Genomic DNA, 18,182 nt, shown 5'->3' with positions numbered 1-18,182 from the left:
AAAACAGGCCGTTAACGCAAAAGTGGCTACCAAATCGGTAGCCACTTTTTTTACGCCGGTATCAGCCGTAAATTACTTTTTCGCTGCCGCCAGCGCCTGCGCGATCCAGCCGTCAAACGTCTGCTGGTGGTACTTGATCCAGCCGGCCGTATGGCGGGCAATATCGGCCTGCGTGTTTTCTCCGCGGCGCATGCGCTCGTTCTGCGCATTGATGTCGGCCACGGGCAATTGCATCACCTCGAACAGCTTGGCCGCGGCCGGATTTTTCTCCGCCCAGGCTTTGTTCGATACGATGCGCGCCGTGTTGACGGCAAAACCGTAGTCGCTGCCATCGTCGAGGCGGGTATTTACCTTATCCGGATTGGCCGAGAACGGCACTTTGAGCCAGACCACGTCCTTGCCCGGCACCAGCACGCCGCTGACCCAGTATGGCGTCCATGTGTAGTACAAAATCGGTTCGCCACGCTTGTAGCGGCCCAGGGTATCGGCGATCAGGGCCGCATAGCTGCCCTGCACGTGCGTCACCGTCTCGCGCAATTTGTACGCATCCATGTGGTTCTCGATCAGTGCTTCGCAGCCCCAGCCGGGGTTGCAACCCGTCAAGTCGGCCTTGCCGTCGCCATCGTGGTCGAACAGCCTGGCCAGGGTGGGATCGCGCAACTGGTCGATATTCGTGATGTTGTACTTCTCGGCAGTGGCCTTATCGATCAGATAACCTTGCGCCGCAGGACCCGCATACTGGCCCGTGCGCAGCAGCTTGGCGTCGCCGCCCGCATTGTTATAGAAATCCTTGTGCATCGGGTCCCAGTGCACGGCCATGAAGGTGGCGTCGCCGTTGGCGATGGCGATATGCGCCGTCGGATACTCCACTTCCTTGATCGGCTGCACTTCATAGCCGAGCTTTTCCAGGGCCTTGTCGACCAGCATGGTCTGGAAGGTTTCTTCCGCGATCGAGCTTTGCAGCGGCTGTACCTTGACGCCCTTGCCGGGCAGCGCATCGGCCGTTGCGGCCGGCGCCTGCGCCATGGCCAGGCTGGTGGTCAGGGCCATGGCGGCGATGGCCAGGGCGGAAAACAGCTGGAACTTGCGTTGCGATTTTTGCGTTTCTTTAAAATGTGCGATTTGATGCATGTAAATCCTTTCTTATTGTGCGTTGGCCAGCGTTGCTTGCTGTTCAACATTATTTTTCTCCGTATTGCCGCGCACCAGGCGCAGCACGAAACCGGCAGGACCCGTCTGGTACCAGTGGCGCACGCCGCGGCGTGGCTGGCCCATCGCTTGCGTCAGGCGGTCCAGGGTGATGGCCAGCAGCACGATACCGAGGCCGCCGACCGTTGCCAGGCCCATGTCCAGGCGGCCGATGCCGCGCAATACCATCTGGCCCAGGCCACCGACGGCGATCATCGAGGCGATCACGACCATCGACAGCGACAGCATCAGCGACTGGTTGATACCGGCCATGATGGACGGCATGGCCAGCGGAAACTGCACGCGGGTCAGCAACTGCCACGGCGAGGCGCCGTAGGCGCGGGCCGCTTCGATCAGGTCGGGACGCACCTGGCGGATGCCGAGGTTGGTCAAACGCACCAGCGGCGGCAGGGCAAAGATGATCGTCACGATCACGCCCGGCGCATTGCCGATACCGAACAGCATGACCACCGGCACCAGATAAACAAAGGCGGGCGTCGTCTGCATGGCGTCGAGCAAGGGGCGCAGGATATTCTGCGCGCGGTCGCTGCTGGCAAGGAAAATACCCAGCGGCAAGCCGATGGCCAGGCAGAACGCCAGCGACGTCAGCACCAGCGACAGGGTGGTCATGGCTTCCGGCCAGATGCCCAGCATCGACACGAGCAGCAGCGCCAGCACGGTGCCGATGGCCAGGGTGCGGCTCGTGAATTGCCACGCCAGCAAGCCGATGATGGCGATTACCGTCAGCGACGGGGCCGCCAGCAGCACGCCTTCCACGCCGGACAGCACGCTGTCGATGGGTGCGCGCACGGCCTGGAAGAAGGGGCGGAAATGCGCCACGACCCAGCCCAGGCCCTGGTTGATCCAGCTTTCCAGCGGCAGCGAGCCGTCGAAAATCTGCGTCAGGTGAAAGCCGGCCGCATGTTCCGGCTGCACGGCGGGCGCGGCGGCGTCCAGCCAGGCGGTGCTGGCGTCGGTGGGCGGCGTCAGCGCCCAGGGATTGATCTGGGCGGCCGGCTGTTCAACAACAGCTTCTACTGTGGAAACGGTGCTTGGGTTCATGCTTGTCCTTTCTGTTGTTGTTCGGCAATGGCTGGCGTGTCGCGGTCGAGGAACTTCAGCAAGGTCGTCTTGCTGATGGCGCCGCGGAAGCTGCCGTCATTGGCTACCACAGGGACGGCGTAAGGCAGTTGCGCCACCTGGCCGAACAGGCCGGCGACTGGCTCGTCTGCATTGATGGTCTGCACGTCGGGCAAATAGGCATGCGCCAGGCCCAGCGGTCCGACATGGCCGTCGAGCGCACTGCGCAGCGAATCGGCCGAGACGACGCCGAGGAACTTGCGCTGCGGATTGACGACATACGCAAACGCGCGATCCTGCTCTTCCAGCATCGACAGCGCGGCGCGCGAACCGCGGCTCGGCGACTCGGACACGACGATCTGGCTCTTACGGGCAATATCGCTGGCCTTGAAGACGGCCGCCGCATCGACGCCGCGCACGAAGTTGCGCACGTAGTCGTTGGCCGGTTTGCGCAAAATCTCTTCCGGCGTGCCCACTTGCACCACGTGGCCGTCTTTCATGATGGCGACGCGGTCGCCGATGCGCATGGCTTCGTCGAGGTCATGCGAAATGAAGACGATGGTGCGGCGCTTGATCTGCTGCAAACGCAGCAGTTCCGATTGCATTTCTGTACGGATAATCGGATCGAGCGCGGAAAACGCCTCATCCATCAGCAAAATCGATGGATCGCAAGCCAGCGCGCGGGCCAAACCCACGCGCTGCTGCATGCCGCCCGACAATTCGTCGGGATAGCTGGCGCCGTAGCCGTCCAGGCCCACCTGCTCCAGCGCTTGCTGGGCCAGCGCATGGCGCTCGGCTTTCGGCATGCCGGCCAGTTCCATGCCGAAGGCAGTGTTGTCGAGCACGGTAATTTGCGGCAGCAGCGCGAACGACTGGAACACCATGCTGATGTCCTTGCGGCGCAGGGCGCGCAGCTGGGCGTCCGGCAGGGTATTGATGTCGTTGCCGTCGATCAGGATGCGGCCGGCGGTCGGCTCGATCAGGCGGTTCAGCATGCGCACCAGGGTCGACTTGCCGGAACCGGACAGGCCCATGATGACGAAGATCTCGCCCGCTTCAATGGTAAAGGTGGCGTCGAAGACGCCGATGGTGCAGTCGGTCTTGGCCAGGATGTCCTGCTTGCTGGCGCCCTGACGGACGAGTTCAAGTGCTTCTTCTGGCTTGTCGCCGAACACTTTGAACACATGGTCGATAATGATTTGTTTTGCCACGATGTGGTTCTCCCTCGATTTGACGAATGGATTGAAACCCAGCAAGCTGCCAGCTTGCGGCGGGAATCAGCAAACCCTGTTGCGTCGGCTGCGCCACGGCGCGCAATGCGCACGGGAGCGACAATAAACAGGGGGTGACACGCGATGACCAGCCGATGGCCTAAGCCGATGCCGGGGTGCCGTGTGCGTGCTAAAAGAGGCTGTGGTTCAGGACTTTTAACAACGCTAGCGCCATGCAAATACATGGCACCAAATGTATTTGACCGAAAAAACGATCAAGGTACTTTTAACTGGATGCAGGTGTAAAACCTGAAGAATGATTCACCACTCAGCGAGTGGGGAGTACTGCGAAGCAGAAGGTGAAACGCGGTGTAGCTGTTGTAAATATGACTCAAGTATAACGCAAAAAGTCACAAAAGTCCAATGGCTTTCCAAATAGAAATGTGCTAGCAATGTTCGCCAGCGCACGGTAAAACGTCAAACAGGGGCTAAAACGGCGAAAAGCGACGTGGTGTCATCGTCTTTTCGCCCGCCGCCGCACGCCTTCCCTAGCACCAAACCCGGCGCCAGACAAGTTGCCGGTCATGCATCAGACTTGCTCGGTAAACACCTTGCGCATCTTTTCCGCGATCTTGCCTTCGATCGTGGGGGCAAAGGCGCTCAGCAGGAAGCCCAGCTTGATTTGCAGCTGCGCCTGCTCAGTTTCCAGTGTCAGCGAACCATCGACGCCGCTGCGCTCGAAGCGCAGCACGTCGCCATCCCAGGCGCAGGCCAGGTCGTATTCCTGGGCCAGCTTGTCGGCCACTTGCTGCGCCGCTTCACGCGCTTTTACCGCTGTCAGCTTATGTTGCTGAACTATATTTATATCCGCCATCAAACGATCCTTTTATTAAAAACGGGGGCAATACGGCCAGCATCATACCAGCCGCCATGCGGCGACCCCGGCCACGAATAGGGCCAGTACGCGGAAAAAAACCGCCCTTTCCCACGCATCGCTTGCGCCGCATCAAACCGCAGCCACCAAAGCAGGCCGACTATTTCAGTTCCAGTTGCGAGTTCTTGGAGAACCACCATGGACCAGAAAGTCATCGTGCCGGTCGAAGCCGTGCTGACCAAATGCGTGTCGCTGCCCGTCGGCTACGTTCCCACCCCCTCGGCGCCATACCGCCAGCACCGCAAGAATGCGCAGCTGACCCTGCAGCCGGGGCCGCCACGCCTGATCGAGGCGACAGCGCGCAATCTGGCCGCCGTGCCCGTCGGTTCGCGCGTGCTGATCTGGAAGCAGGACCCGTCCGTCAGCGACCTGGGCACGCGCAAGGCCTTCCTGCCCGGCCTGATACTGCAAGGCCCGCGCGACGCGCGCATCACGTTCGGCGAGCCGGGCATCGCCCAGGTCAGCCCGAACGCCTTCGGCGACTTCATCGTCTCGCCCAATACCGACCAGTTCGATGCAGTGCACACGTTTTCCATCGTGCGCATGACGCTCACCATGTACCAGCGCGCGCTGGCCAGCAACGGCACGGCGCCGCCGCTGCCGTGGCAATGGAACAGCGCCAGCAACACGGCGCCCCTGCGCGTGTTTCCGCACGGCTTGCCCAATGTCATGAATGCCTATTACAGCCGCAGCGACAAGGCCCTCAAGTTCGGCGACTTCGTCCCCAGCGGCGCCACCGAGCGCGTCTACACCTGCCGCTCGCTCGACATCGTCTCGCATGAAACGGGGCACGCCGTGCTCGATGGCCTCAAGCCAAATTGGCTGCTCAGCAACAATCCGCCGCAAACGGGCGGTCTGCACGAATCGTTCGGCGACCTGACGGCCATCTTCCTGGCCCTGTCGCAGCTGGACCAGGTGGAAGCCGTCATCGCGCAAACGAAATCCGACCTGCACGACAAGACCTTCCTGGCCGACCTGGCGGAACAGTTCGGCCTGGCCCTGGGCCGGCCCAACGGCTTGCGCAATGCCGACAACGACATCAAGCTGTCCGAGGCGGGCACGGAAGTGCATGCCATCTCGCAAGTGTTTACGGGCGCCATCTACGACATCCTGGCCGACATCTTTGCCCACGAACGCCAGCCCCAGCTGGAAGACGACGCGGCCGTGCTGCACCGCTGCGGCGACTACCTGCGCAGCCTGGTCCTGCGCGCCCTGGTGGCGTCGCCCGACCAGGCTGCCACCTATGCCGACGTGGCCGGCCACATGCTGACCATCGCCCAGTCCGACGGCAACGACGCCTACCTGGACTTCATCCGCAACAGCTTTACCGTGCGCGAAGTGCTCAAGGCCAATGCCATGACGGAGGGCGGCCAGATGACGTTCGCTCCCGATGTCGTCGACGAAGACGGCGCCGTGCAGGACAGGCGCGCCTGCTGCGGTACCATGAACCATGCGGAATACAGCGAATCGGACCAGTTGCTCGAAGCGGAGCGCGAAGCGCTGGCCGCCTGGTGCCGCAGTTACGGCCCCCGCTAAGGGCCGCCACATGCGGCGACACTGGCCCGCGGCGGCAGGCCGCGTCGCGGCCCCACCATCATCCACAGCAGGGAGCACCATGAAAATTTCAGCGCGCAGCAGCGGCGGCTATGCCGGCCTGAGCGAACATTATGAAATCGATACGCAAGTCCATCCGGCCGGCCCCCGCCTGGAAGCGGCACTGGCCAGCAGCGGCTTTTTCACGGACAACCATGCCATGGGCGAGCAAGTGGGCGCCGACATCCCCCAATGGCGCATCACAGTCGAGGCTCCCACCGCGCGCCGCACGCTCACCTTTGCCGAAGACGGCAGCGCTGAAAATGCGCGTTGGCAACAGCTGGTGGCGCAAATCCGGGCCAGCGCCTGACTTTTTCTGTCGCTGAATTGGTGCCTGTCTTGATTTGAATAAAGCAAAAACGCCACACGGCCAGGCCCTGCGGCGTCCACCCTGCTCCCAGCCGCGGCAGGCGACTGTCGCTTTCTTGCCGCGTTCTCCATGCCAACGTCCCGGATAGTCGCTGAAATGCCCATTCTGCGCGCCAGCACCGCCGCCAAAAAATGAATTTGCTTATACGTATTGTATATAAGCGGGATTTGTGAGAAATAGCGAATTGCCTTAAAATACAATGCTTTGCTTTAGTATGCGCCGCCGAGGTTCCTGCAGGCGCTACAGCACCTCCCCATATTGATAGGACTGTTATGACCCACGTTGTCACCGAATCCTGCATCGCCTGTCGCTATACCGACTGCGTCGATGTCTGCCCGGTAGATTGTTTCCGGGAAGGCCCGAACTTCCTGGCAATCGATCCGGACGAATGTATTGACTGCGCAGTCTGCGTGGCAGAGTGCCCGGTGAACGCGATTTTCGCGGAAGAGGATGTGCCGGGCGACCAGCAAGCCTTCATCAAGATCAACGTCGATCTGGCCCGCAACTGGCCGTCGATCACCAAGACGAAGGCGGCATTGCCGGAAGCCGAGCAATACAAGGACGTCAAGGACAAGCTCGACATGCTGGTGCGCTGAGCGCGCAGCATACCCGGCCTGGCGCGCAGCGGGGCATGCCCCCGTGAGCGCCGGCACATGGCCATCGATACGAAAAAGGCAGCGGCAACGCTGCTTTTTTGCTTTTCAAACATGTTTAATCATCTGGCCACGCGAGTGTGGCGCGAATGAACACCGGCACGCAAACTGTGGCCCTGTGCGCGGTAAAGCACATTTTGTCCTCAACAAATATCGTAAAATTGGATTATGATATTTGAGCCGATATTGGCGCTTGGAATTAAACAAGGACTCTATATGCTTTACCAACTGCACGAACTGCAACGCTCTTTCCTCACTCCGGTGATGCAATGGGCAGACATGTCCTCCAAGTTATTTACCAACCCGGTTTCTCCACTGGCCCACACCCCGTTTTCGCAACGCATCGCAGCCGGCTACGAGCTGATGTACCGCCTTGGCAAAGACTACGAAAAACCACAATTCGACATCAAATCCGTTCTCGTCCAGGGCGAGAGCGTCGACATCCGCGAACACGTTGTCGTCACAAAACCGTTTTGCCGCCTGATCCACTTCAAAAAAGAAAGCACAGGCTTGCAACAGCCCAAAGTTTTGCTGGTTGCCCCCCTGTCCGGTCACCACTCGACCCTGCTGCGCGATACCGTGCGCGGCTTGCTGGCCGAGCACGATGTCTACATCACCGACTGGACGGACGCGCGCATGGTACCGCTGACGGAAGGCCCGTTCCACCTGGACGACTACATTTATTATGTGCAGGAATTCATCCGCCTGCTGGCGCCGGACCTGCACGTCATTTCCGTCTGTCAACCGACCGTGCCCGTGCTGGCGGCCATTTCGCTGATGGCGACGGCCAAAGATCCGCACATGCCGAAAACCATGACGATGATGGGCGGCCCCATCGATCCGCGCCGCTCGCCCACGCAAGTGAACAACCTGGCGACGGAAAAGAAATTCTCGTGGTTTGAAAACACCGTCATCTACGCGGTGCCGCCGAATTACCCGGGCTTTGGCCGCAAGGTGTATCCGGGCTTCCTGCAGCACGCCGGCTTCATCGCCATGAACCCGGGCCGTCACGCGCAAAGCCACCGCGAGTTCTACATGCACCTGGTGACGGGCGACGACGAACCGGCGGAAGGCCATCGCCAGTTCTACAACGAGTACAACGCCGTGCTGGACATGCCGGCCGAGTACTACCTGGAAACCATCAAGACCGTGTTCCAGGAATTCAGCCTGCCGAAGGGCACGTGGAAAGTGGGCGGCCAGCTGGTGCGTCCGCAGGACATCACGAATGTGGCGCTGTTCACCGTGGAAGGCGAACTGGACGACATTTCCGGCGCCGGCCAGACGCAAGCCGCACACGACTTGTGTTCCGGCATCCCTGCCGACATGCAGCAAGATTTCGTGGCGCCGAAATGTGGCCATTACGGCATCTTCTCGGGTCGCCGCTGGCGCGAGATCATTTGCCCGAAAATCGGTGAATTCATCCAGAAGCATTCCTGATCCGGAGTGTTCCAGCAAAAACGCCACGCCAGCTTCCACTGGCGTGGCGTTTTCTTTTATGCCCGGCTCATGCGCGCTCGATTTTCACCGACGGGCGCGTATTGACAAAGATCTGCTCGACTCTTGGCTCGCCCGGCCCCGGCTTCTTCATCGCGTAGCCATTCACGGGCTGCGAACGGTTCACCCACAGCGCGTAATACAGATGGTCGGCGCGCGGATCTTCCGTGTTGGGATGGATCAATATCGTCAATCCCAGGCTGTTCAACTGCAGCCACGGCACGATCACGGGCAGCAAGTCATTCGTAAAACCAAAGTAAAACGACGGCGTCACGTGCGGGCCGCGCGGCTCCAGGTTCCAGTCGCCCAGTTCGATCCGGAAGCGCTCGGCCGCCCACTTGCGTATCAGCGCCGCTTTCTGGTAGCTGTCTTCGTCAAAATAGATATGCGCGTGATAACTCTCGATATCCGTATAGGCGCGCGGTGCCGACGGCAAGGTTTCCTCGCCGGGCCGCACGCTGACGGGACGCGGCGTGGGCGCCGTGTCCGTATGCTCGCCCCACGGGCTTTTCCCGGGCGCTGGTGTCGCGCGTTTGACGCCGCCGTCCTGCGCCAGGGCCGTGCCCGCCAGGCCCGAGGCGGCCAACGCCGCCACCAGGCCGCCGCCGCGCAAGACCGTGCGGCGCTGCGGCGAGAGGAGATTGGCCCATTCCAGGTCGATGGCCGCGTGTTGATTTTTGTCAGACATAAGATTTCCTGTTATTGATAATAGCTAGAGGGATGCGGCAAATCAGAATGACAATGTTGCGCGGGCGTAGTAATAGCCACCGAGCACGCCCAGCGGGCCAGAGTTGTCGTAAGCCCCCGTGTACTGCGCCAGATTCGCGGCGCTGCGCGCCTCGCGCGGCAGCTGGTTCGGTTTCTGGTCAAAGACATTGTTGGCGCCCACGGTCACATTGATGCGCTTGCTGATGTCGTAGCCGACGCTGACATCCGTCACGAAGGCCGCTTTCAGCTGGTAGTCGCCGCCCGTGACGGCGTTCAGGCGCTTGAGCTTGCCGTAGCGCGTCTCGCGCAGGTTGAAAGTCCAGCCCGCTTTTTCGTATGCCAGCGTGAGAATTTCCTTGTCGCGCGGAGCCCGGTACAGCAAGTCGTACTCGGCCGATTTGCTCAGGGTGCCGATGTTCGGCAGCCCTTGCAGCACGGCGGGAAGGTCCGCCTTGCCCACCAGGCTCGTGTGGTTGAAATTCGCCGCCGCCGTCCAGCGCAGCTTGCCGTCGGCCACGCGCAGCACATCTTCCGCCGTGACATCGACGCCGCGCGTGCGCGTGTCGCCCACGTTGGCAAAGTAATGCGCGACGAGGCCATTGCCCACTGTCAACCCAGCCGAACGCAGCAGGTTTTCAATGACGCCCGCCTGCGCCGCCGTCAGTGGCCGGCCGCTGCCGTCGAGCGCCACGCCCGAGCTGCGGTCGATGCCGATGTTCGACGACACGCCCAGGCGGTCGCTGACCTTGATTTGATACGCATCAACGGCCAGGCGCAGGGTGGGCGTAGGATTGAAGGTCAGCCCGGCGGACAGGTTCGTCGACTTTTCCGGCTTCAACGCTTGCGCGCCCAGGGCCCGCGCAGCGGCCGAATTCGGCTGCGCCAGGGTATAGGGCACGCCCGCATGGTCGGAGGTGTTCGAATATGATTGCGTCACCAGGCTGGGGGCGTGGAAGCCGTTGCTGACGGTGCCGCGCACGGCCACGGCGGGCGTGACGTCATAGCGGGCCGACAAACGGCCCGTCGTCTTGCTGCCGAAATCGGAGTACTTTTCGGCCCGCAAGGCCGTGTCGAGCAGCCATTGCGGCGTCAGTTTGGCGCCCAGGCCGATATACGCCGCATAGCTGTGGCGGGCCGTGTCGGATGCATCGACGGGCAGGTAGCCGGCCAGGGCCGACGAGCCGCTGCCCTGGTACGACGCAGGCTCGCCCGGGCTGCGTTGCTGCGTTTCATGCGAATACTCGAGGCCGACGCTGAGGTCGGCCGGTTCCCTCAGGCCCAGCTGCACGGGGCGGCGCGCGTCCGCATTCGTCGTCGAGCGGCTGTAGCGCTGATTGCCGATATCAAAATCCGTCTTGCCTCCCGGATAAGCCAGCGAGTAGTTGGCCGAGTGTTCCACGCCCACGTCGATAGCGTCGCGGCCATACGTCGTGCTCAGGTCCCAGGACCAGCCGGCCGTCTCGCCCTTGATGCCGCCCGTCAAGGAAAAGTCGTTTTCGCTCGTCGTTTCATACGGCGTGAAGCCGTCGGGATACACGGACAGCAAGCCCTTGTTGTTATTGAAAATGGTATTGGGCAGGCGGAAATTCTGCGCCGAGCGGGCATTGCGGTGCGCATACGTGCCGAAGCCATACAGCTGCACCTCGTTCGACACGTCATAGCCGAGGTTGGCGCTGAGCGAGGCGGTCGTGCTCTGCGGCACACCCGTATTGCGCCAGGGATTGCTGTTGCGCGTTGCTTCGGCCGGGTTCGGCGAGGCGCCGGCCGGCAAGCTGTGGTTCGCTCCCAACTTCACCAGCTGGCCATCGCTGTTGCGCACGGCCGGATACGACAGGTAGCCGGGATTCAGGCCGAAATTGCGCACGGCGATGCCCTGGCGCTGGACTTCGGCGCCGAAGTGGGCAAAGCCGTGCTCGCCCAGGCGGGTGCCGCCATCGATGCGCGCGGAACCGTTGCTGCCGTCGCCCGCATAGGTGGAGCCGAGCTGCGTGCTGAAGCTGCCCTTGTCATCGGCTTTCAGGATGATGTTGATGACGCCGGCGATGGCGTCGGAGCCGTAGATGGCCGAGGCGCCGTCGCGCAGGATTTCCACGCGGGCAATGGCGCCCGTGGGAATCAGGGCCAGGTCGGTGGCGACGGAGCCGGGAAAACCATCCTCATTGACGATGGCCGTCGTATGCCGGCGCTTGCCATTGACCAGCACCAGCGTATGCGACGGGTCGAGGTTGCGCAACTGGCCGGCGCGCACGATGCTGCCCAGGTCAGGCTGCACGCGGGCCGGCAAGTTAAACGATGGCAAGGCCGTGTCCAGCGCATCAAGCAGGTTCAACTTGCCCGTCGCCAGCAATTGCTGCGCGCTGATGACGTCGATGGGCGCGGCGCTGTTGGCCACCGTGCGGCCCGTGCCGCGCGCGCCCGTGACGATGACGGCGTCGAGCGGGGCGGCGGCCAGCGCCGCAGCGCCATCCGGCGCCGCCTGCGCATGGGCCGCTCCGGGCGCCGCCAGCACGAGCACGGCCACCGAGACGGCGTGCGCCAGTTGCCGCAAGCGCGGTGCAGGATCTTGCTTGTGAATCAGTTCCAGCATACGAAAACATCCTTTCAAAGTCATCAGCACAGTGGCTGCAGACTAAAGGATGGCCAAACAAACAAGAACGAATGGTTTCGTATTTAGATATTTCGTTTTGGCAACTAACAACAGTGCGGCGGGACGTCAGGGAGCGGGCGGCGCGGTGGCCAGGCTCTGGTCGAGGCGCTTCCAGTAGTCGCGCTCCAGCCTGGCCGTATCGATTTCGCGGGCCGCGTCATTGAAGCGCTTTTGCTGCGCCGCGCCGTCTGCCGTACGCTGGAAGCACACATGCACGGGGCGCTCCTTGAACACCGTGTCGACGATGGCGATGCGGTCCCGCTCGGCCTTGCTGAAATTACGCCCCATCAGCAGATGCTGCAACACGTGGCGCTCGATGACGATCACGCGATAGCGCCTGATCAACAGTTTTTTCAGATTCGTCGCGTCGTTCAAGCCCTCTTCCGTCTTCAGCTCGCCGCGCGCCACCATGCCATCGAATTGCTCCCCGTTCGAATAGCCGGCCACGGTGCCGATGCGCAACTTGCCCAGCTCGGCCAGCGTGGCGCCGGGGGCGCCATCTTCCTTCAGGTAGGCCAGCACGCTGTGGGTATTGCCAACAGAAACAGAAAAATGACAGAGTTTTTCCCGCTCGGGCGTGCGCCAGACGGCCAGCAGGCCAGCGTAGCGGGGACTGGCCAGGCCGAACTGCATGGCGCGCTTCCATGGGAAATACTCATACTTGACCACGTAGCCAAGACGCTCGAAGACGGCGCTGACCATGGCGCCCGACATGCCGTCGGCAGGCAGGCTGGCGGAAATGAACGGCGGCCAGTCTTCCGCGGCAAAACGCACGATGCGTGTAGCGGAAGCGCCGGGCGCCGCCATGGGGGAAGCCGCCTGGCCATGTGCAAGGGCAAGCGAAGATGATACGAATAAACAGAAGGGCAAACCAACTGTCCGAAGGAAACGCATGCTCTGCTCCTATGGCCCGGCGCGCTCCGGCTGACAGGCGCGCATACAGGACTGGCGGTCGGCTTTCTTGATCTTTCTTGATAAAAATCATGCTCCCATAAAAAAAAGGAAATGCAAAGTTGTTTATTTGCACTTTGACATTCCTACGGGAAATAAAATACGATTGCGGCGCGTCCGCAACAGGCAGTCGCGCCGCACGCTATCCCCTGCCGGGAGGCAGGTTTTTACTTGTGCGCGCGCCGGATGGCCGATAATGGCGTTTTACCGTGGAAGAAGACCGTGCCGCACCCTGCCCCTCCCTCACTTGCCGACCAGATCGAAGACCTGCTGCCGCAAACGCAATGCACCAAATGCGGCTACAACGGCTGCCGCCCGTATGCGGAAGCGATCGCTGCCGGCAGCGCCGACATCAATCAGTGTCCGCCCGGCGGTGCGCACGGCATCGTGCGCCTGGCCAACTTGCTGGGCAAGAAAGTCATTCCGCTCAATCCCGTCAACGGCCTCGAACGTCCGCGATCTGTCGCCTACATCGATGAATCGCTGTGTATCGGCTGTACCCTGTGCATCCAGGCCTGTCCCGTCGACGCCATCGTCGGCGCCGCCAAGCAGATGCATACGGTGGTGACCAGCCTGTGCACGGGCTGCGACCTGTGCGTGGCGCCCTGCCCCGTCGACTGCATCGTCATGTACCCCGTCAGCGGCGACGCCACGGGCTGGGATGCCTGGAGCCAGGCGGAAGCGGACGACGCGCGCGCGCGCCATGATTTCCGCGCGCAGCGCCTGCGCCGCGAAAGCGAGGAAAACGAAGCGCGCCTGGCCGCCAAGGCCGTCGCCAAGATGCGGGAAGTGACGCAGGAAACACCCGTCACGCCCGACGAACAGGCGGAAAAGGAGCGCAAGCGCGCCATCATCGCCGCCGCCATGGAGCGCGCGCGCGCCAAGGCCGCCGCCAGCACGGATACCGCCCCGCCAGCCCCCTCGACACCGAAAAAAGACGCATGAACGCCGCCAAACGCCTGGAAATCTTTAAGCGCTTCCGCGCCGCCAACCCGTCCCCGAAAACGGAACTCGACTACACGACGCCGTTCGAGCTGCTGATCGCCGTGCTGCTGTCGGCGCAGGCGACGGACGTGTCCGTCAACAAGGCGACGCGCCTGCTGTATCCGGTCGCCAATACGCCGGCCCAGATACTGGCCCTGGGCGTCGACGAGCTGGCCAGCTACATCCGCACCATCGGCCTGTTCCGCACCAAGGCCAAGAACGTCATCGCCACCTGCCAGATCCTGCTCGAGCAGCACGGCGGCGAAGTGCCGCGCGACCGCGCCTCGCTGGAAGCCTTGCCCGGCGTGGGCCGCAAGACGGCGAATGTGGTCATGAACACGGCGTTTGGCGAACCGACCATGGCGGTCGACACGCACATCTTCCGCGTCTCGAACCGCACGGGCATCGCGCCGGGCAAGAATGTCGATATTGTCGAACAGAAACTGCTCAAATTCGTGCCCAAGGAATTCCTGCACGACGCCCACCACTGGCTGATCCTGCACGGCCGCTACACGTGCACGGCGCGCAAGCCGCAATGCTGGAACTGCATGATCGCCGACCTGTGCGACTACAAGGACAAGTCGCCGATGCCGGCCGTCGTATAGGCAAAAAAAAACGGCCCGCGAGGGCCGTTTTAGCAGGTCACCGCCGCAGGCTGGCGCCTACAGCAAGACCATATTGTCGCGGTGGATCAGCTCATGGCCTTCCATGTAACCGAGAATCGCTTCGATCTCGGTGGACGGCTTGCGCATGATGCGGCGCGCTTCGCCGCTCGTATAGTTGGACAGGCCGCGCGCCACGGGCATGCCATCCACGTCGACGCAGGTGATGACGGCACCGCGGCCGAACTCGCCATTCACGCCCGTCACGCCGATCGGCAGCAGGGACTTGCCCTCCTGGCGCAGCTTTTGCACGGCGCCCGCGTCGAGCACGACGGCGCCGGCCGTATGCAGATGATCGGCCATCCACTGCTTACGCGCCGTCAACTGCCCCGTTTGCGCCCGCAACTGCGTGCCGATCGCTTCGCCCTGGGCGAGGCGGCTGAGTACGTCACTGTCGCGGCCCCAGGCGATGATCGTATGGGCGCCGGACTTGGCGGCGCGCTTGGCGGCGAGGATTTTCGTCAGCATGCCGCCACGGCCCAGGCTGCTGCCTGCGCCGCCGGCCATCGCTTCCAGGGCCGGGTCGCCCGCCACGCCTTGCGTGATCAGGCAGGCGTTCGGGTCCTTGCGCGGATCGGCCGAAAACAGGCCATGCTGGTCCGTCAGGATGACCAGCGCATCGGCCTCGATCAGGTTGGCCACCAGGGCGCCCAGGGTGTCGTTGTCGCCGAACTTGATTTCATCGGTGACGACGGTGTCGTTTTCATTGATGATGGGCACCACGCCCAGGCGCAGCAAGGTGGTCAGGGTGGAGCGGGCGTTCAGGTAGCGTTCGCGGTCGGCCAGGTCGGCGTGCGTGAGCAGCACCTGCGCCGTGCCGAGGCTGTGGGCGCGGAAGCTGCTTTCATAGATTTGCGCCAGGCCCATCTGGCCGACGGCCGCGCAGGCCTGCAATTCGTGGATATCGGTGGGACGCTGCTCGAAACCGAGGCGCAGCATGCCTTCGGCGATGGCGCCGGAACTGACCAGTACCACTTCCTTGCCCAGCGCGCGCAAGCCGGCGATCTGCGCTGCCCAGCGGGCGATGGCGGCATGGTCGAGCCCGCGGCCATCGTTGGTGACCAGCGAGGAGCCGACTTTGATGATGATGCGGGTAGCGTTTTGAATCACGGAATCCATGGGGCGGCGCTCTTCACTTTATAGACGTCAGCGCGCAGGACGCAGCAGCAGCAAGGCCAGCCCCGCCGTCAGCTCGATTGCGCACATGAACAACACAAAACCCTGGGGCAAGCCGAAGCTGATGGCCGCGAACAGACGGCCGGCGGGCTGCGCCAGGACCAACATTGCAGTGATATCGCCGAGGATGGGCGGTTCGCCCTGCCGTGCCGCGAACAGCGCCAGCAGCGCGGTAGCGCCCCAGACACCGACATGGGAAGCGTAGAACTGGCTGTAGCCGTTGACGCCGTTGAGAAAGATGCCCATGCCGGCCGCCATCTCGTCGGCGAACAGCAAACAGGCGACCGCGCTCAGCCCGTAAGCATACGCGATCAGATGCAATACACGGCGCTGCCACGCTTGCTTGCGCGCGGGCGCGACAGCGATCGTCTGTACCGGCATCAGGGTAAGGCTCTTAGTCGAGAATCTTGAAACGCGGGTCATCCGGGTCGATCGACGAGATACCGCGTGCTTCTTCGGTCATCTGCGTTTCTTCGGCACGGCTTTCGCTGTGTTTCTTCTCTTCCAGATGTTGATAAATCGCATTGACCAGTTCCGGGCAACCCTGATGGTTCAGCGCGGAAATCTCGAAAACGGGACCTTTCCAGGCGAAACGCTTGAGGAAGTCCTTGACGAGCTTCTTGCGCTCTTCTTCCGGCACCATGTCGAGCTTGTTCAACACCAGCCAGCGCGGCTTGTCGACCAGCGACTCGTCGTACTTTTTCAGCTCCTTGACCAGCGCCTTGGCTTCCTTGACAGGATCGACGTTGGTTTCAAACGGCGCCAGGTCGACGATGTGCAACAGCAGGCCCGTGCGCTGCAAGTGGCGCAGGAATTGATGGCCCAGGCCCGCGCCTTCGGAAGCGCCTTCGATCAAGCCGGGAATGTCGGCGATCACAAAGCTCTTCTCGTGCGACACGCGCACCACGCCCAGGTTCGGGTGCAGGGTGGTAAATGGATAATCGGCAATTTTCGGGCGCGCGTTCGAGACGGCCGAAATAAAGGTCGACTTGCCGGCGTTCGGCATGCCCAGCAGGCCCACGTCGGCCAGGACTTTCAGTTCCAGGCGCAGTTCGCGGCGTTCGCCTTCCTTGCCCTCGCCTTTTTGGCGCGGTGCGCGGTTGGTCGAGGACTTGAAGTGGATATTGCCCCAGCCGCCTTCGCCGCCCTTGGCCAGCAGTTCGATCTGGCCGTGTTCGGTCAGATCGGCGAGGATTTCGCCGCTCGCGTTGTCGATGATCAAGGTGCCGACCGGCATGCGCAGGTGGATGTCATCGGCGCCCTTGCCATAGCAATCTGCGCCACGGCCAGGCTCGCCATTGCGAGCCTTGTGCATTTTGGAGAAACGGAAATCGACGAGCGTGTTGATATTGCGGTCGGCGACGGCCCAGATGGACCCGCCCTTGCCGCCATCGCCGCCATCGGGACCGCCGAAAGGCCGGAATTTTTCACGGCAGAAAGATGCGCAGCCGTTGCCGCCATCGCCCGCGATGACTTCGATTTTTGCTTCGTCGATAAACTTCATAATTTTGCCGCCATAAAACTAAAAAGGCTCTACCTTGGGCAGAGCCTTTCGATTGAAGGCTTGCGCCTTACATCATGCGATCATGGCGGAGCGAACTGGCGCTCCGCGAATGAATTACGCTGGTACTGCTTCGTTTGGTACAACGGTCACGAATTGCTTCGAGCCGGCACCTTTGACAACGAACTTCACTTTGCCAGCGATCAACGCGAACAGAGTGTGGTCCTTGCCCATGCCTACGCCTTCGCCGGCGCGCACTGGGGTGCCGCGTTGACGAATGATGATGCCGCCAGCATTGATAGCTTGGCCGCCGTAGACTTTAACGCCCAGACGCTTTGATTCTGAATCACGGCCGTTTCGCGTTGTGCCGCCGCCTTTTTTATGTGCCATTTAAGACTCCTTGATAGCTGATTATGTAGACAAACTGCGTCAAACAGCGGCGATTAGCCGTTGATCGAAACGATTTGGATTTCGGTAAAATTCTGGCGATGGCCTTGATGCTTCTGGTAGTGCTTACGACGACGCATCTTGAAAATTTTGACCTTATCATGGCGACCATGCGCCACAACCGTAACCAGTACCGTTGCACCTTCGACCAATGGCGCACCAAATTTAATGGTGTCGCCCGCGCCTACTGCGAGAACTTGATCGATGGTGATTTCGGAACCAATGTCTGCCGGTATCTGTTCTACTTTAAGTTTTTCGCCAGCGACAACTTTGTATTGTTTGCCACCGGTTTTTATGACCGCGTACATGATTTGAAACCTCATCAAATGTTGAAAGAATTTGTCCCACTGTCACGCAAAGCAAGCCGTACACAACAGGGGGAACCAGCGATTATACACGGACTGAGAAATTGCGTCAAAAACTATTCACAAAGCTTGACGATCGTGGTATGTCGACAACCTGGACACGATGTCAGGCTTGCGCAAGGCGGACAGCAAAACGCGCGGCAATGACAATCAGAACAATCAATTGCTCTACAGTCATAGGCAAACGTCACGCACGCGCAAGCCATGTCGTATAATCG

General features: G+C 61.6%; 18 protein-coding genes. 6 read left to right on the top strand and 12 right to left on the bottom strand.

The genetic code is table 11. From position 1 onward, the window contains the following. Positions 1 to 72: 72 nt before the first annotated feature. The 4 genes from proX to CBW50_RS08660 form a co-directional block, all read right to left on the bottom strand. Positions 73 to 1,131 (bottom strand): glycine betaine/L-proline ABC transporter substrate-binding protein ProX, encoded by a 1,059-nt coding sequence (gene proX, locus CBW50_RS08675; RefSeq protein WP_099374729.1) that lies wholly within the window; start codon positions 1,129 to 1,131, stop codon positions 73 to 75. A gap of 12 nt (positions 1,132 to 1,143) precedes the next feature. Beyond that, positions 1,144 to 2,250: a glycine betaine/L-proline ABC transporter permease ProW gene (gene proW / locus CBW50_RS08670; RefSeq protein WP_086145155.1), complete on the bottom strand. Its 1,107-nt coding sequence runs from the start codon at positions 2,248 to 2,250 to the stop codon at positions 1,144 to 1,146. Then, complete coding sequence (gene proV, locus CBW50_RS08665) at positions 2,247 to 3,479, bottom strand: glycine betaine/L-proline ABC transporter ATP-binding protein ProV (protein ID WP_086145175.1); 1,233 nt, start codon at positions 3,477 to 3,479, stop codon at positions 2,247 to 2,249. Before proV ends, proW begins: the two co-directional genes overlap by 4 nt. 589 nt (positions 3,480 to 4,068) lie before the next feature. Then, a complete protein-coding gene (locus tag CBW50_RS08660; protein ID WP_086145154.1) occupies positions 4,069 to 4,353 on the bottom strand; it encodes a polyhydroxyalkanoic acid system family protein in 285 nt (94 codons plus the stop codon). A 198-nt stretch (positions 4,354 to 4,551) separates the two neighbouring features. Here CBW50_RS08660 and CBW50_RS08655 point away from each other — a divergent pair, with 198 nt between their 5' ends. From CBW50_RS08655 to CBW50_RS08640, 4 genes are all read left to right on the top strand, one after another. Beyond that, complete coding sequence (locus CBW50_RS08655; RefSeq protein WP_086145153.1) at positions 4,552 to 5,949, top strand: hypothetical protein; 1,398 nt, start codon at positions 4,552 to 4,554, stop codon at positions 5,947 to 5,949. A 79-nt stretch (positions 5,950 to 6,028) separates the two neighbouring features. Next, a complete protein-coding gene (locus tag CBW50_RS08650) occupies positions 6,029 to 6,316 on the top strand; it encodes a protealysin inhibitor emfourin (protein WP_086145152.1) in 288 nt (95 codons plus the stop codon). A gap of 332 nt (positions 6,317 to 6,648) precedes the next feature. Further along, entirely contained in the window at positions 6,649 to 6,972 is a 324-nt protein-coding gene (gene fdxA / locus CBW50_RS08645; RefSeq protein WP_010395176.1) for a ferredoxin FdxA, read from the top strand. A 273-nt stretch (positions 6,973 to 7,245) separates the two neighbouring features. Continuing rightward, positions 7,246 to 8,466 (top strand): polyhydroxyalkanoate depolymerase, encoded by a 1,221-nt coding sequence (locus tag CBW50_RS08640; protein WP_086145151.1) that lies wholly within the window; start codon positions 7,246 to 7,248, stop codon positions 8,464 to 8,466. A 67-nt stretch (positions 8,467 to 8,533) separates the two neighbouring features. On the opposite strand, the gene CBW50_RS08635 is transcribed toward CBW50_RS08640, so the two are convergent. The 3 genes from CBW50_RS08635 to CBW50_RS08625 form a co-directional block, all read right to left on the bottom strand. Further along, a complete protein-coding gene (locus tag CBW50_RS08635; RefSeq protein ID WP_086145150.1) occupies positions 8,534 to 9,211 on the bottom strand; it encodes a DOPA 4,5-dioxygenase family protein in 678 nt (225 codons plus the stop codon). Between the two features lie 42 nt (positions 9,212 to 9,253). Continuing rightward, entirely contained in the window at positions 9,254 to 11,818 is a 2,565-nt protein-coding gene (locus CBW50_RS08630; protein ID WP_172404715.1) for a TonB-dependent siderophore receptor, read from the bottom strand. 126 nt (positions 11,819 to 11,944) lie between these two features. Continuing rightward, positions 11,945 to 12,685 carry an ABC transporter substrate-binding protein gene (locus tag CBW50_RS08625; protein ID WP_086145148.1) on the bottom strand — a complete coding sequence of 247 codons (741 nt, stop codon included), beginning with the start codon at positions 12,683 to 12,685 and terminating at the stop codon, positions 11,945 to 11,947. 330 nt (positions 12,686 to 13,015) lie between these two features. Here CBW50_RS08625 and rsxB point away from each other — a divergent pair, with 330 nt between their 5' ends. Continuing rightward, entirely contained in the window at positions 13,016 to 13,774 is a 759-nt protein-coding gene (gene rsxB, locus CBW50_RS08620) for an electron transport complex subunit RsxB (RefSeq protein WP_086145147.1), read from the top strand. Continuing rightward, positions 13,771 to 14,418: an endonuclease III gene (gene nth, locus CBW50_RS08615; protein WP_086145146.1), complete on the top strand. Its 648-nt coding sequence runs from the start codon at positions 13,771 to 13,773 to the stop codon at positions 14,416 to 14,418. The genes rsxB and nth overlap by 4 nt, the downstream gene beginning before the upstream one ends. 57 nt (positions 14,419 to 14,475) lie before the next feature. On the opposite strand, the gene proB is transcribed toward nth, so the two are convergent. From proB to rplU, 5 genes are all read right to left on the bottom strand, one after another. Further along, complete coding sequence (gene proB / locus CBW50_RS08610) at positions 14,476 to 15,594, bottom strand: glutamate 5-kinase (protein WP_086145145.1); 1,119 nt, start codon at positions 15,592 to 15,594, stop codon at positions 14,476 to 14,478. A gap of 27 nt (positions 15,595 to 15,621) precedes the next feature. Then, complete coding sequence (locus CBW50_RS08605) at positions 15,622 to 16,032, bottom strand: hypothetical protein (RefSeq protein ID WP_086145144.1); 411 nt, start codon at positions 16,030 to 16,032, stop codon at positions 15,622 to 15,624. Between the two features lie 13 nt (positions 16,033 to 16,045). Beyond that, positions 16,046 to 17,155, bottom strand: coding sequence for a GTPase ObgE (gene obgE / locus CBW50_RS08600; protein ID WP_086145143.1), 1,110 nt, complete (start codon positions 17,153 to 17,155; stop codon positions 16,046 to 16,048). 114 nt (positions 17,156 to 17,269) lie between these two features. After that, positions 17,270 to 17,542 carry a 50S ribosomal protein L27 gene (gene rpmA / locus CBW50_RS08595; protein WP_070219281.1) on the bottom strand — a complete coding sequence of 91 codons (273 nt, stop codon included), beginning with the start codon at positions 17,540 to 17,542 and terminating at the stop codon, positions 17,270 to 17,272. 53 nt (positions 17,543 to 17,595) lie between these two features. Further along, the gene (gene rplU / locus CBW50_RS08590) at positions 17,596 to 17,907 is read right to left on the bottom strand and encodes a 50S ribosomal protein L21 (protein ID WP_038500602.1); all 312 of its coding nucleotides are present in this window, start codon (positions 17,905 to 17,907) and stop codon (positions 17,596 to 17,598) included. Between the last annotated feature and the right edge of the window lie 275 nt (positions 17,908 to 18,182).

The sequence above is a fragment of the Janthinobacterium sp. GW458P genome, assembly GCF_002127585.1.
GTDB lineage: Bacteria > Pseudomonadota > Gammaproteobacteria > Burkholderiales > Burkholderiaceae_D > Janthinobacterium.
Note: the sequence above shows the minus strand (reverse complement) of the source record. Positions and strands in the feature narration are given on the sequence as shown.

What these genes read in the sequence shown, in the direction of transcription:
- obgE (WP_086145143.1), bottom strand. Translation starts at nt 17,155, where the DNA reads ATGAAGTTTATCGACGAAGCAAAAATCGAAGTCATCGCGGGCGATGGC.
- CBW50_RS08625 (WP_086145148.1), bottom strand. Translation starts at nt 12,685, where the DNA reads ATGGCGGCGCCCGGCGCTTCCGCTACACGCATCGTGCGTTTTGCCGCG.
- CBW50_RS08640 (WP_086145151.1), top strand. Translation starts at nt 7,246, where the DNA reads ATGCTTTACCAACTGCACGAACTGCAACGCTCTTTCCTCACTCCGGTG.
- rsxB (WP_086145147.1), top strand. Translation starts at nt 13,016, where the DNA reads ATGGCCGATAATGGCGTTTTACCGTGGAAGAAGACCGTGCCGCACCCT.
- proW (WP_086145155.1), bottom strand. Translation starts at nt 2,250, where the DNA reads ATGAACCCAAGCACCGTTTCCACAGTAGAAGCTGTTGTTGAACAGCCG.
- CBW50_RS08630 (WP_172404715.1), bottom strand. Translation starts at nt 11,818, where the DNA reads ATGCTGGAACTGATTCACAAGCAAGATCCTGCACCGCGCTTGCGGCAA.
- rpmA (WP_070219281.1), bottom strand. Translation starts at nt 17,542, where the DNA reads ATGGCACATAAAAAAGGCGGCGGCACAACGCGAAACGGCCGTGATTCA.
- CBW50_RS08605 (WP_086145144.1), bottom strand. Translation starts at nt 16,032, where the DNA reads ATGCCGGTACAGACGATCGCTGTCGCGCCCGCGCGCAAGCAAGCGTGG.
- CBW50_RS08660 (WP_086145154.1), bottom strand. Translation starts at nt 4,353, where the DNA reads ATGGCGGATATAAATATAGTTCAGCAACATAAGCTGACAGCGGTAAAA.
- fdxA (WP_010395176.1), top strand. Translation starts at nt 6,649, where the DNA reads ATGACCCACGTTGTCACCGAATCCTGCATCGCCTGTCGCTATACCGAC.
- proB (WP_086145145.1), bottom strand. Translation starts at nt 15,594, where the DNA reads ATGGATTCCGTGATTCAAAACGCTACCCGCATCATCATCAAAGTCGGC.
- CBW50_RS08655 (WP_086145153.1), top strand. Translation starts at nt 4,552, where the DNA reads ATGGACCAGAAAGTCATCGTGCCGGTCGAAGCCGTGCTGACCAAATGC.
- nth (WP_086145146.1), top strand. Translation starts at nt 13,771, where the DNA reads ATGAACGCCGCCAAACGCCTGGAAATCTTTAAGCGCTTCCGCGCCGCC.
- CBW50_RS08635 (WP_086145150.1), bottom strand. Translation starts at nt 9,211, where the DNA reads ATGTCTGACAAAAATCAACACGCGGCCATCGACCTGGAATGGGCCAAT.
- rplU (WP_038500602.1), bottom strand. Translation starts at nt 17,907, where the DNA reads ATGTACGCGGTCATAAAAACCGGTGGCAAACAATACAAAGTTGTCGCT.
- proX (WP_099374729.1), bottom strand. Translation starts at nt 1,131, where the DNA reads ATGCATCAAATCGCACATTTTAAAGAAACGCAAAAATCGCAACGCAAG.
- CBW50_RS08650 (WP_086145152.1), top strand. Translation starts at nt 6,029, where the DNA reads ATGAAAATTTCAGCGCGCAGCAGCGGCGGCTATGCCGGCCTGAGCGAA.